The organism is Vibrio chanodichtyis (assembly GCF_028863985.1).
GTDB classification, from domain to species: Bacteria; Pseudomonadota; Gammaproteobacteria; order Enterobacterales; family Vibrionaceae; genus Vibrio; species Vibrio chanodichtyis.
Map to the genome: position 1 here is coordinate 35,103 of NZ_JARBFT010000001.1, position 13,229 is coordinate 48,331.

Genomic DNA, 13,229 nt, shown 5'->3' on the forward strand with positions numbered 1-13,229 from the left:
ACGCTATTCTCGATGGTAAGGGTGGTTAGTGGTGATGCTCCAAGCACGATATAAGCTTTCTGCCATCACGACTCTCACCAACGGATGAGGCAAGGTGAGCGGTGAAAGTGACCAACTTTGATCCGCCGCGGCTTTGCAAGCAGGAGCAAGTCCTTCTGGCCCGCCAATCAAAATCGAAACGTCGCGGCCATCGTGTTTCCAGCTTTCCAGTTGTTGCGCAAGCTCCTCGGTATCCCAGCGTTTACCGGGAATATCCAAGGTGATGATGCGATTACCTTTCGGTACCGCAGCGAGCATCGCTTCGCCTTCTTTTTGCAAAATGCGCGCAATATCGGCATTTTTACCCCGTTTACCCGCGGTAATCTCTACCAATTCGAGTGGCATATCATGCGGGAAGCGACGGCGGTATTCTTGAAAGCCCTCTTCAACCCATTTCGGCATTTTGGTACCGACCGCGATCAGTTGAATTTTCACACTTAGCCCCAGAGTTTTTCCAGTTGATACAGTTCGCGTTGTGATGCTTGCATCACATGCAGCATCACGCTGCCCATATCTAACACCACCCATTGACCTTCATTTTCACCATTGATGCCAAGTGGGGTTAGACCAGCAAGTTTGGCTTGGTTGGCAACATGTTCAGCAATCGAGGTAACATGGGTTTTTGAGGTGCCGGTGCACACAATCATAAAATCAGTAACGCTGGATTTACCTTGAACATCTAGCGTGGTGATATCCACCGCTTTAATATCATCGGCTTTGTCGGCAAGAAAGTCTTTGAGTGCTTCAGCTTGCAAGGGAATATCCTCTTAATGGAGTTAATAAAAGCCACTGTTTTGATCCCCTTCCTACTTAAAGCTGTAGCGGTGTTGGCTAGGTTCGTTCATCCCAATCACATAGTTTGTCTATGCTGATGGGGACTTACTCACTTGCTGCCTACCTACAACATCAAGTTGTTTGGGTATATAAACGGCGCAGTATATCACGCTTTTAGTGTGGTAAAGGCAGCTTTACCTGAGGATCACAGCATTGCAAACTCAATTGCTGCAAGATTGGCCATACCGGTTGTTGATATTGTGTTTTGGCCAGTAATTCAGCTTGTGCCAGTAAGCTCAGTAGTGAGTGCAGTGTACGAGTGGGTAATCGCTGCAAGGCTGCTGAATAAAGTGGCCTACGATTTTGCCACACCCGATGGCGATCAAATAGAGCACCGAGATTGCCCAGCGTTTGGCGCTCTTGCTGCCATTTTAACAGTTGGATCAGCTCTTTTTGCGCACTACGGATCAATATGATTGGCTCACTCTCTTCCAGCATCAGTTGGCGTAAGATGCGCTGAGCACGGTTAGCCTTGCCCTCAAGCAAGGCATCCATCCAGTGATAAGGCGTGAAATGGTTATGGCGACTCAGTGACTCTTCTAAGCGTACTAAGGTGAGTCGGCCATCAGGGTAGAGTAGGGCTAATTTTTCTAGGCTTTGACTAAGTGCAAACAAATTACCTTCATGCCACTGTGCCAGCATTTGTACCGCCTCAGCGTCCGGTTTTAAGCCGAGTGTGTAGCAGCGCTGTTGCACAAACTGTGGTAGGCGGTTTAATTCAGGAGTGAGGCAATTGACCCAACAGGCGTTTTGGCTCAGGCTTTTAAACCAAGCGGCACTTTCTTGGGCCTTAGTCAGTTTAGGACCGATCACCAACAGCAGAATATCCGCGTGGAGCTGACCTACTAAGGTGTTTAACTCTTTTGCTGTCGCGGCGTTGATGCCCGATTCTGGGATTTCCAGCTCGATTAACTGACGATTGGAAAACAGGCTGAGAGCCTGACAACAATCATAGACAGAGCTCCAATCTAAGCTGGCATCCGCGCTGAAGCGATGTTTTTCGATAAATCCTTGCGCTTTGGCCGCGGTTTCAATCGCGGTTTTGGCTTCTTGGATCAACAGCGGTTCATTACCCAATACGAGGTAAATCGGATACAGGGTTTTGTGCAGTGACTCAGCCAGTTTTTCAGCGTAAATGCGCATCGAAACTACTCACTTTGGCCTTCTGTGGCGGTTGGCTCCGTCAATTCTTGAGCCTCAAGCTGATAATCGGCCTGAGCGTTTTCATGTTCTAAGGCTTGCTCATCCAGTGTTTTACGGGCGAAGTCGGCTTTTAAACGTGCCATTTGGCGCACAATTTGGCTAGCGGCCAAGCGGCGCATCTCTTCTTCAATCATGTCGCGTTCAACAGATTTTGCCAGTGCAGTCAGTGGGTTATCTAGATAGCTACGCGTAACGCTGGTTGAAAAAGTCCGGCTGCCTAGCTCAGGCACGGTTACTCGATAAGAGGCTCGAAAGGTCAGCTCTTTTTCTGCGGCGCGGGTATTTTGGTATAGCGATAAGGTGCGTTCGCCGACACTTTCACTGAGCAGATGTAAATTCGGCACATCGGCGGCGGGGGTTTGTAAGTTGACCTTATTCAGACGTAATTGGCGATGAACTAAGCGTGTAAAGCTGCTGTATTGGTCATAACTGGTTAAAGACATGCTCGATAGCTCTTGTGGAATACTGTAGTCACCACGTAAGTGGAAACCACACGCGGTCAGTAAGCTGGTGAGCAATACCAAAAGTGACCATTTCAAACTAGTAACAACAGGGGTAGGCATGGAGGCTTCAGTCTCATTATTAGGCACAATACTTATCTCAGCTTATCAAGCGTTGATCATGCGATAAGCTGAGATAAATACACAGGACGATTCCTGTTTACTGACCTTAAAACCCGCCATTAGTTCATTGGTTACGCTAATGGCGGGTTGATTGGTTACGCTAGGCTAAGTTAGCTCGCTACGATATTGAGCAGTTTACCCGGCACATAAATCACTTTACGTACGGTTAGACCATCGGTGAATTTCTGCACGTTCTCATCTTGCATGCCTAATGCTTCCACTTGTTGTTGAGTGGCATCAGCAGCAACGGTCAGTTTGCCACGCAGTTTACCGTTGACTTGTAGCACGATCAGCTTTTCATCTTCGACCAGTGCGGCTTCATCGTACGTTGGCCAGCTTGCCGTATCGATATTGCTTTGACCGAGTGCCACCCACATTTCGAAACAGATATGTGGAGTGATCGGGTACAGCATCAGCGTGATGGCTTTCAGTGCTTCATCCAGAATCGCACGATCTTGCGCTTCGGCCATTGGTGCTTTAGTCAGCTTGTTCATCAGCTCCATGATCGCAGCGATAGCGGTATTGAAAGTCTGACGACGCGCGACATCATCGGTCACTTTGGCGATGGTTTTGTGGACATCGCGGCGCAGCGCTTTTTGGTCTGCATTCAGAGCAGATGCATCCAGTGCTGGAGCTTGGCCAAGCGCAGCATGTTCACGAACCAGTTTCCAAACCCGACGCAGGAAGCGGTTAGCGCCCTCAACACCAGATTCTTGCCATTCCAGGGTCATATCCGCAGGTGAGGCAAACATCATGAACAGACGTACCGTGTCAGCACCGTATTTGTCGACCATCTCTTGTGGGTCGATGCCGTTGTTTTTCGACTTAGACATTTTGATCATGCCTGAGTGCTCAACTTGACGACCTGTGGTATCCACTGCCGAGACGATACGGCCTTTGCCATCACGTTCTACTTTGACTTCAGTTGGCGCAACCCACTCTTTACCACCTTTGTCATTGGTGTAGTAGAAAGCATCAGCCAGTACCATGCCTTGGCATAGCAGCTTTTTAAATGGCTCATCGCTTTGCACGTAACCTGCATCACGCAGCAGTTTGTGGAAGAAACGTGAATAGAGCAGGTGCATACACGCATGCTCAATACCACCGATGTATTGATCGACTGGCAGCCAGTAATTGGCTTTGGCTGGATCAAGAATATCATCCGCTTGTGGTGAACAGTAACGCGCGTAATACCATGAAGACTCCATAAAGGTGTCAAAGGTATCGGTTTCGCGCAGGGCTGGCGCACCGTTAAAGGTGGTTTTTGCCCACTCTTTATCAGCTTTGATTGGGCTGGTTACCCCATCCATCACCACATCTTCGGGCAAGATCACAGGCAGTTGGTCAGCTGGTACTGGGTGGACTTGGCCATCTTCAGTCGTCACCATCGGAATTGGTGCACCCCAATAACGTTGACGGGACACGCCCCAGTCACGCAGACGGAAGTTAACTGTTTTGGTGCCTTTGCCTTCTGCTGCCAATTTGGCCGCGATCGCGTTAAAGGCGGCTTGGAAATCCAAACCATCAAATTCGCCAGAAGCGAACAACACGCCTTTGTCAGTGTAAGCGGCTTCCGACACATCCAGCTCGCTGCCATCAGCAGGCTTAATCACAGGGATGATATCTAGGCCGTATTTGGTCGCGAATTCAAAGTCACGTTGGTCATGAGCTGGTACCGCCATCACTGCGCCAGTACCGTAATCCATTAATACGAAGTTGGCGATGTAGATCGGTACTTCACGACCGTTTAAAGGATGGATAGCGGTTAGGCCAGTTGCCATGCCTTTCTTTTCCATGGTCGCGAGTTCAGCTTCGGCCACCTTGGTGTTTTTACATTCGTCAATAAATGTGGCGAGCGCAGGTTTATTGGCTGCCGCTTTGCTGGCCAGAGGGTGACCCGCGGCGATAGCCACGTAGGTCACACCCATCAAGGTATCAGGGCGTGTGGTATACACTTCAAGGTCTGTGCTTTCGCCTTTAACGGCAAATTTCAGCTCTACACCTTCAGAGCGGCCAATCCAGTTACGCTGCATGGTTTTAACCATTTCAGGCCAACCGTCAAGGTTATCCAGATCATCAAGCAGCTCTTGGGCATAGGCCGTGATCTTAATAAACCATTGTGGGATCTCTTTTTGCTCAACCGGAGTATCACAGCGCCAGCAGCAACCATCTTCTACTTGCTCGTTGGCCAGCACGGTTTGGTCATTAGGGCACCAGTTAACCGATGAGGTTTTTTTGTACACTAAGCCTTTTTCAAACAGTTTAGTGAAGAACTCTTGTTCCCAACGGTAGTACTCTGGGCGGCAAGTGGCAAATTCACGATTCCAGTCATAACCAAAGCCCAGTAATTTGAGCTGGTTTTTCATGTATTCGATATTTTCGTAAGTCCAAGGCGCTGGCGCAGTATTGTTTTTGACCGCCGCATTTTCTGCTGGCAGACCAAATGCATCCCAACCGATAGGTTGTAGTACGTTTTTGCCTTGCAGACGTTGGAAACGAGAGACTACATCACCGATGGTGTAGTTGCGCACATGACCCATATGCAGTCGGCCGCTTGGGTACGGGAACATAGAAAGACAGTAGAATTTTTCTTTGTTTGGGTCTTCACTAACCACGAAGGTTTGGTGGTTGTCCCAGTGCTGTTGAACCTTGTGTTCAATCTCTTGTGGGTTGTATTGCTCTTGCATCGATGACATCCATCTTGGAATTTGTGAGTTCAGTAGGAACGAACTCTTTCGGTTCGGCATAGAATACAGAAAGCAGGGGTTTACAACAATAGCTATCCCCTTCCAACTTGAAGCTGCAACTTGAAGTTGGAAGGGGATGATCCGCTAGTCATCAGGCTTGAGAGAGGTAAGATATGCCAAAACAGAAAGCAAGTTATGAAGCCTTATTGGCTGAGGTGGTAGAAACCCTTAAACACAGTTCTGATGGTGTGCATGAGATTGTGCAATCTTCCGCCAAGTATGTGAATGCGGCTAATGATTTAACCAAAGATGAGCTCGCCTTAATCTCAGCTTATATCGAAGCCGATCTCAAAGAGTTTTCGGAACGTGTTGAGCAGAGCAAAAGTGGCCCATTTTATCTGATGATCACTAACTCGATTTGGCAGGGGCTGCTGGATATTACTGATCGCACCAGCGTCGAGTGGCGAGAGTTGTTTGCCGATTTGGAGCATCAAGGCTTGTATCAAGTCGGTGACATGATTGGCTTGGGGATCTTGGTGTGCGATCACTGCGGTCACAAAACCGAGTTTACTCACCCAACTGTGGTAGAGCCTTGTACTCAATGTGGCGGTAAAGCTTTCAGCCGCCAAGCTCTTAAGCCTTAGCACAATCTTAGATCTATTGAAAAACCCAACCTGATCCAAACCAATCACGGGAAGCTTTGCTTCCCGTTTGTGTCAGTGTTTATTTGTGTCAGCACTGGTATTTATATCAGTACTTATATATGGCGACGTCGCCAGCCAGCCAACATCAGAGCCAGTCCGACCCAGAGATAGAGTGGTGTGGTGCCGACTTGATAATAAGGCGTGCTGCCCCGAGTTGGGGTGACTGTGGCTCTTAATACGCCAGTTTCAAATTGTGGCAGTTGAGCGATAATCCGCCCACGTTGATCGGTGATCGCGGTAATGCCATTGTTGGTCGCACGGATCAGTGGTTTACCGAGTTCTAATGCGCGCATACGGGCAATTTCCATATGTTGCATCGGACCGATGGAGCGGCCAAACCAAGCGTCATTGGATAGCGTGAGCAGAAAATCGGTCTCAGCGGTCACATTGTCACGCACTTGCTGATTAAAGATAATTTCATAACACAGTGCGGCAGCAAACGCGAAGCCTTTGGCAATCAGGTTCGGCTGTACATACTCGCCTTGGCTAAACGAGGACATCGGCAGATTAAAAAAGGGAGCGAGCGGTCTTAACAGCGCCTCAAATGGCACAAATTCGCCAAATGGCAACAAATGGTATTTGTGGTAGCGCAGACTTAGGTCATAGCGATACTCTTCGTGAGGAGTAACGCCAAGGGTCAGTACACTATTGAAATACTGTTGATCATCATTTTGATTGATAATGCCGGTGATCACAGCACTCTGATTGATTCGCGCCGCAGCATCTAAATTATGCAAGAATGACGGAATTTCAGATTCCAGTGCAGGGATTGCCGCTTCTGGCCAAATAATGATGTCCGCATCCCAGTTTTCTCGGGTGAGATCGGTGTATTTCATGATGGTTGGCCAGCGCTGGTTGGGCAGCCATTTTAAGCCTTGTTCAATGTTGCCTTGGAGCAGCGCGACCGTTGTGTTGCGTTCGGTTTGCGGAGTGACCCATTGGATCGCTTGTAAGCCATAGCCAGTGGCATAGATGATTAGCGGGATTAAGAGAGTGAGCCAGCGGCGATTGAGCAGAGCATAAGCACAACTGCCGGCACAGATCAGCAGTAGTAAGGTGATCAACTCCACTCCGCCGATCGGCGCGAAGTTAGCCAATGGACTATCAATTTGGCTGTAGCCAAGCCATAGCCAAGGAAAGCCAGTCATCACCCAGCCGCGTAACCAATCAGTGATTAACCATAATGCCGGTACTGCGCCTAACCATTTGCTGCGCGAGTTATTGGCAAACCAGCGATTGAGCAGCCAGCCGAAAAGTGCCGGATAAAGGGCGAGATAACCGACCAGTAAGGTCATTAAAAACAGGCTAGCGATTTTAGGCATTCCGCCAAAGGTGTCGATACTGACATGTACCCAACTGATCCCGAAGGCAAATTGCCCAATTCCCCACGCATAACCAATTATCGCAGCTCGCCGTGCAGTTTGTTGATGCAGCAGCAGCAGCAGTAAAGTGGGGCTGATTAAGGCGAGTGGCCAAATTTGATAGGGGGCAAAAGCCAGCGGGGTCAACACACCAACCAAAGCGGCCGCGAGCGGCCGCATTAGGCGATGAGATAATAGGCTGTTCATCGTGTTGTTATTTACCGTTGCTCAGTCATCGGAGAGGGTTATTCTTGTGCATGCGAGAGCGTTTCTAGATCTGGCACGGTCACTTGCAAGGCGACCACGCGGCGATTGTCCGCTGCCATCACTTTGAAATTGTAGCCTGCGATATCGACCACCTCGCCACGGGCGGGTAAGTGTCCAAAGGCGGTCATCACCAAACCACCGACGGTATCCACCTCTTCATCACTGAATTTGGTGCCAAAGGTGTGGTTAAACTCTTCAATAGTGGCAAGAGCTTTGACCGAGAAAGTGTGCTTGCTCAGTTGACGGATCTCTTTTTGCTCTTCATCGTCAAATTCATCTTCAATGTCGCCGACGATTTCTTCCAGAATGTCTTCAATAGTCACTAGCCCGGAAACACCACCAAACTCATCCACCACAATCGCCATATGGTAACGTTCTTCACGGAACTCTTTGAGCAAGCGGTCAACCCGTTTACTCTCCGGAACGACCACCGCTGGGCGGATCACTTGCTGGATATCGAATGGAGCACTATTCGAGCCGAGATATTTGAGTAAGTCCTTCGCAAGTAGAATGCCTTCCACATGATCTTTATCTTCGCTGATCACTGGATAACGTGAGTGCTGCGCATCGGTCATGATGGCGACTAAGCTATCGAGATTGTGGGTACGATCGATGGTGACCATTTGTGAGCGTGGGATCATGATGTCGCGTACGCGCATTTCGGCGATTTCCATCACCCCTTCCAGCATGTCGCGGGTGTCATGGTCAATCAAATCGTTGATTTCAGAGTCGCGGATCACATCGACCAGCTCTTGGCGATCTTTTGGCTCACCCTGAAAAAGTTGGCTTAGGCGTTCAAAGAAGGACTTTCTACTCGGACCTTCCGAATTTTGAGCATTGTCGTCGTTCATTATGTCTCAATTTACTAACGCTATCAGAAGTGTGATAGCTCACATGTGCCTTATCTTGGCCGATAAGGATTACATTTTTTCGGTCAGATACGGATCACTAAAGCCCATTTGTTGCATAATTTCGGTTTCCAGTGCTTCCATCTCTTCGGCTTCATCATCTTCGATGTGGTCATAACCTAGCAGATGCAGACTACCATGTACAACCATATGCGCCCAATGAGCTTGTAAAGGTTTATTTTGTTCAATCGCTTCATGTTCAACCACTTGGCGACAGATCACCAAATCACCGAGCAGATCAAGTTCGATACCCGGCGGAGCTTCAAATGGGAAAGAGAGCACATTGGTCGGTTTATCTTTGCCGCGATAATTGAGATTGAGCTGATGACTTTCCGCGCTATCGACAATCCGAATCGTTACTTCAGCTTGGGCTTGAAATGGGCTAATGGTGTGGGTTAGCCAAGTGGCAAAATCAGCAGCGCTTGGTAGCCCATGGTGATCGCTGACGGCAAATTGTAAGTCCAGTTCGATACTCATGACAGGTGCGACTCATGTGGGTTAGATGACGTTGGCTGAGCTGGCGAAGTCTCGCTCACGACGCTACTGAGTAGCCCCGCTGCTCGCTCCTCACGGCGGCGCTGCTCATGTAGCTGACGCTGCTTTTGATCTTGCGCTTCCCACTGTTCATAAGCATTGACGATGCGTGCCACCACTGGGTGGCGTACCACATCCTCAGCTTGGAAAAAGTTAAAGCTGATCTCTTCGACTTGACTGAGTACTTCAATTGCGTGGCGCAGCCCCGATTTTGCACCGCGTGGTAAGTCGATTTGGGTCACATCACCAGTGATCACCGCTCGCGAATTAAAACCAATCCGGGTGAGAAACATTTTCATCTGCTCTACGGTGGTATTTTGGCTTTCATCAAGAATGATAAACGCATCATTTAAGGTGCGTCCGCGCATGTAGGCGAGGGGAGCGACTTCAATCACATTGCGCTCAATCAGTTTTTCAACCCGCTCAAAACCGAGCATTTCAAACAGGGCATCGTACAGTGGCCGCAAGTAAGGATCGACTTTTTGGCTGAGATCGCCAGGCAGAAAGCCGAGTTTTTCCCCCGCTTCAACCGCAGGGCGGGTGAGCAGAATGCGACGGATTTCTTGGCGCTCAAGTGCATCCACTGCGGCGGCGACCGCAAGATAAGTTTTGCCGGTGCCGGCTGGGCCAACGCCAAAGGTAATATCGTGGGTCACCATATTCATCAAGTATTGAGCTTGATTCGGGGTGCGCGGTTTGATCACGCCTTTTTTGGTTTTTACCACCACTTCTTTGCCGTAGTGAATACTTGACTCATGCTGCTGTTCCAGCACGCCAGACTCTTTGATCGCTAAGTGAATTTGCTCAGGTTCAATATCGGCAATCTCACCACGCAGCGGCGCGGTAGCCACATATAAGGTCTTAATAATATCCAGTGCTGCAGCGGCAGTATGTGTTTGGCCGACGATGGTAAAAAAATGGCCACGGTAATTGATTTCAACCCCTAAGCGCCGTTCGAGGTGCTTGATGTTATCATCGAAAGGGCCACATAGGCTGGCTAAGCGTTGGTTATCAGAAGGGTGTAGATCGATTTCTAAGGTTATAATTTTATTGCTCAAATTTGCCTCTCACTATGCCAATAAATGTCCGATTGTGACCGGACATTTATCGACAGTGTATACGAGATTAAGGAGTAAATGTAGCCACTCCAAGCTCATCTTCACGGCGAGTCTTGGCTTTCATTGCTGAAGGCGAGGTGGCAATCCGCAGATTCATTTGCGATTCGGTACGCACTAATTCACCACGCAGTGAGTTGGCAAACACATCCACGATTTTGACATCGACAAATTGACCAATCAGATCTGGTGAGCCTTCAAAGTTAACAAAGCGGCTATTTTCAGTACGACCACACAGCTCCATCAAGTTTTTCTTCGAAGGACCTTCGACCAAAATTCGCTGCTCAGTACCGAGCATCAAGCGCGAATAACGCATCGCTTGGCTGTTGATCTGTTGCTGTAGCTCGTACAAGCGTGCTTTTTTCACCTCTTCCGACAGATCGCAAGGATAATCTGCCGCTGGGGTGCCTGGGCGTGGCGAAAACACAAAGCTAAAGCTCATATCAAAATCCACATCGCGGATCAGCTTCATGGTGTCTTGGAAATCTTTATCCGTTTCACCAGGGAAGCCGACGATGAAATCTGAGCTGATCTGAATATCTGGGCGTGCTTTACGCAGTTTGCGAATGATCGATTTGTATTCAATCGCCGTGTGTGGTCGCTTCATCATGGTTAAGATGCGATCGCTACCACTTTGTACCGGCAGGTGCAGGAAGCTGACTAACTCAGGCGTGTCTTCATACACAGCAATAATATCGTCGGTAAATTCCAGTGGATGGCTGGTGGTAAAGCGAATACGATCAAGCCCGTCAATGGTGGCAACTAAACGCAGCAGTTCAGCAAAAGAGCAGAGATCACCATCATGCGTTGCACCACGATAAGCATTAACATTTTGGCCGAGTAGGTTAACTTCACGCACGCCTTGTTCAGCCAGTTGCGCAATTTCAAACAGCACGTCATCGACTGGGCGGCTCACTTCTTCACCACGAGTGTAAGGCACTACGCAGTAAGTACAGTATTTTGAGCAGCCTTCCATAATCGAGACAAAGGCTGTCGGGCCTTCAGCTCGCGGCTCAGGTAGACGGTCAAACTTTTCAATCTCAGGGAAAGAGATATCCATCACCGGTGCAGAACTGGTTTGTGAACGCTGAATCATTTCAGGCAGACGATGCAGGGTTTGTGGGCCAAAAATTACATCGACATACGGTGCACGCTGGCGAATCGAGTCGCCTTCTTGAGTCGCCACGCAACCACCAACCCCAATCACTACACCGGGTTTCTTATCTTTTAGCGTTTTCCAACGCCCAAGTTGGTGGAAGACTTTTTCCTGTGCTTTTTCACGAATTGAACAGGTATTTAGGAGTAAAACGTCTGCTTCCTCGGGTATTTCGGTCAGCTCATAGCCGTTAGCAGCATTAAGCAGGTCAGCCATTTTGGATGAATCGTATTCGTTCATCTGGCAGCCCCAAGTTTTAATTAGCAGTTTCTTACTCATCACACTTTCGCTCGTTCAATAGTTCTTCAATCATTTGAGCTTTAGCTCACATTCTAGCCGCCCTCTCGGCGGTAAGCGGCGTATTGTACTGCTTTAAAAACCGACTGACTAGTAATTGGCATCATTCTCTGTTGCCCTTATGGCGATTGGGTTTTGCTCTGATTCGTCGTTAGGTTTTCCGGTAAAAAAGGTCGCAATCTTGGAAGCACTCCGTACAATGCGTTGGGGATGATAGGCCGAGTGAGAAACCGATGAGCAGCAACAAGTTTGACATTTTAGTAGTAGGTGGTGGCATGGTTGGCGCGGCGGCGGCGCTCGGATTTGCCCAGCAAGGACGCACGGTCGCTTTGATCGATAGCTGTGCACCGCAGCCATTTGAGCCAGCTCAAGCGATGGATGTGCGTGTCTCGGCTATATCACACACCTCAGTGCAGCTTTTAGAATCACTTGGCGCTTGGCCAAACATTGTGGCGATGCGTGCTTGCCCCTATCACCATTTGGAAACGTGGGAACATCCTGAGTGTCGCACACGTTTTTCCTGTCACGCCTTGGATTTACCACAGTTAGGTTACATGGTGGAAAATCGCATTATTCAACTCGGCTTGTGGCAGCAGTTGGCAGATTATCCGCAACTGACCTTGATGTGCCCAGAGCAGTTGCTAAAACTGGAGATAAGTGAACAGGGATGTCAGGCTATTTTGCAATCGGGTACCGTACTGGAGTGCGATTGGGTGATTGGTGCCGATGGCGCCAACTCCCAAGTACGTCAATGGGCACAGATTGGCATCACTGCGTGGGATTATCGCCAACACTGTTTGCTGATTAATGTTGAGACTCAGCGTATTCAGCAAGAGACCACTTGGCAGCAGTTTTTTCCAACTGGGCCGCGCTCTTATTTGCCGCTAGGTGGCAATCAAGCATCGTTGGTTTGGTACGATAGCCCACAGCGGATCCGCACACTGGTAGGTTTAAATCCAGCGCAATTACGCAGTGAGATTATTGAGCATTTCCCAGCCGAACTCGGAGATATTCGCGTATTGCAGCAGGCCAGCTTCCCACTGACTCGTCGTCATGCTCAGCAGTATGTGAAAAATCGCTGTGTGTTAGTGGGGGATGCAGCACATACCATTAACCCACTCGCCGGGCAGGGGGTAAACCTTGGTTTTAAAGACGTGGCGGAATTATTGGCCCAAACCGAGCATCAAACACCGCTGACGTTAGCGCACTTTACCGCTTATCAGCGTGCTCGGCGTGCCGATAATCTATTGATGCAAACCGGTATGGATCTGTTTTATCAAACGTTCAGTAACTCGCATTTACCACTCAAGTTGCTGCGTAATGCTGCGCTAGCGGCGGCCGAACGTGCCGGGCCATTAAAAAACCAAGTGCTGCGTTATGCGCTCGGCCTTTAGTCATCAAATCTCAAACAGGTTGAAAAAAAAATGATGGGCACATATTTAGCCTACGATTTTAGTCCAACCATCTCTTTCCTCAGCAATGTTAGAAAAGAGCGTTGTAA

The 13,229-nt window shown here is 49.0% G+C and carries 12 protein-coding genes; 2 read left to right on the forward strand and 10 right to left on the reverse strand.

The features are described from left to right. Positions 1 to 3 precede the first annotated feature (3 nt). The 5 genes from rlmH to leuS all read right to left on the reverse strand — a co-directional run bounded on the left by rlmH (position 4) and on the right by leuS (position 5,386). A complete protein-coding gene (gene rlmH, locus PUN32_RS00150) occupies positions 4 to 474 on the reverse strand; it encodes a 23S rRNA (pseudouridine(1915)-N(3))-methyltransferase RlmH (RefSeq protein ID WP_166014595.1) in 471 nt (156 codons plus the stop codon). 2 nt (positions 475 to 476) lie between these two features. Continuing rightward, positions 477 to 794, reverse strand: a complete 318-nt coding sequence (gene rsfS, locus PUN32_RS00155; RefSeq protein ID WP_166014596.1) for a ribosome silencing factor — start codon at positions 792 to 794, stop codon at positions 477 to 479. Positions 795 to 987: 193 nt separating this feature from the next. After that, complete coding sequence (gene holA, locus PUN32_RS00160; RefSeq protein WP_274721212.1) at positions 988 to 2,016, reverse strand: DNA polymerase III subunit delta; 1,029 nt, start codon at positions 2,014 to 2,016, stop codon at positions 988 to 990. 5 nt (positions 2,017 to 2,021) lie between these two features. After that, complete coding sequence (locus tag PUN32_RS00165) at positions 2,022 to 2,639, reverse strand: LPS-assembly lipoprotein LptE (protein ID WP_274721213.1); 618 nt, start codon at positions 2,637 to 2,639, stop codon at positions 2,022 to 2,024. A 170-nt stretch (positions 2,640 to 2,809) separates the two neighbouring features. Beyond that, positions 2,810 to 5,386, reverse strand: coding sequence for a leucine--tRNA ligase (leuS, locus tag PUN32_RS00170; protein ID WP_274721214.1), 2,577 nt, complete (start codon positions 5,384 to 5,386; stop codon positions 2,810 to 2,812). Between the two features lie 173 nt (positions 5,387 to 5,559). On the opposite strand from leuS, the gene PUN32_RS00175 reads away from it, so the two are divergent. Further along, positions 5,560 to 6,030, forward strand: a complete 471-nt coding sequence (locus PUN32_RS00175; protein ID WP_274721215.1) for a zinc ribbon-containing protein — start codon at positions 5,560 to 5,562, stop codon at positions 6,028 to 6,030. A gap of 113 nt (positions 6,031 to 6,143) precedes the next feature. Here PUN32_RS00175 and lnt read toward each other — a convergent pair whose 3' ends face one another. The 5 genes from lnt to miaB form a co-directional block, all read right to left on the reverse strand. After that, entirely contained in the window at positions 6,144 to 7,658 is a 1,515-nt protein-coding gene (gene lnt / locus PUN32_RS00180) for an apolipoprotein N-acyltransferase (RefSeq protein ID WP_274721216.1), read from the reverse strand. A gap of 38 nt (positions 7,659 to 7,696) precedes the next feature. Then, positions 7,697 to 8,569: a CNNM family magnesium/cobalt transport protein CorC gene (corC, locus tag PUN32_RS00185; protein WP_166014602.1), complete on the reverse strand. Its 873-nt coding sequence runs from the start codon at positions 8,567 to 8,569 to the stop codon at positions 7,697 to 7,699. 69 nt (positions 8,570 to 8,638) lie between these two features. Beyond that, entirely contained in the window at positions 8,639 to 9,103 is a 465-nt protein-coding gene (ybeY, locus tag PUN32_RS00190; protein WP_274721217.1) for an rRNA maturation RNase YbeY, read from the reverse strand. Then, on the reverse strand, positions 9,100 to 10,218 hold the full coding sequence (locus PUN32_RS00195; protein ID WP_274721218.1) for a PhoH family protein: 1,119 nt from the start codon (positions 10,216 to 10,218) through the stop codon (positions 9,100 to 9,102). Before PUN32_RS00195 ends, ybeY begins: the two co-directional genes overlap by 4 nt. A 67-nt stretch (positions 10,219 to 10,285) precedes the next feature. After that, positions 10,286 to 11,710, reverse strand: coding sequence for a tRNA (N6-isopentenyl adenosine(37)-C2)-methylthiotransferase MiaB (gene miaB / locus PUN32_RS00200; RefSeq protein WP_166014605.1), 1,425 nt, complete (start codon positions 11,708 to 11,710; stop codon positions 10,286 to 10,288). Between the two features lie 251 nt (positions 11,711 to 11,961). Here miaB and PUN32_RS00205 point away from each other — a divergent pair, with 251 nt between their 5' ends. Further along, positions 11,962 to 13,122: a 2-octaprenyl-3-methyl-6-methoxy-1,4-benzoquinol hydroxylase gene (locus PUN32_RS00205; protein WP_274721219.1), complete on the forward strand. Its 1,161-nt coding sequence runs from the start codon at positions 11,962 to 11,964 to the stop codon at positions 13,120 to 13,122. Positions 13,123 to 13,229: the final 107 nt, after the last annotated feature.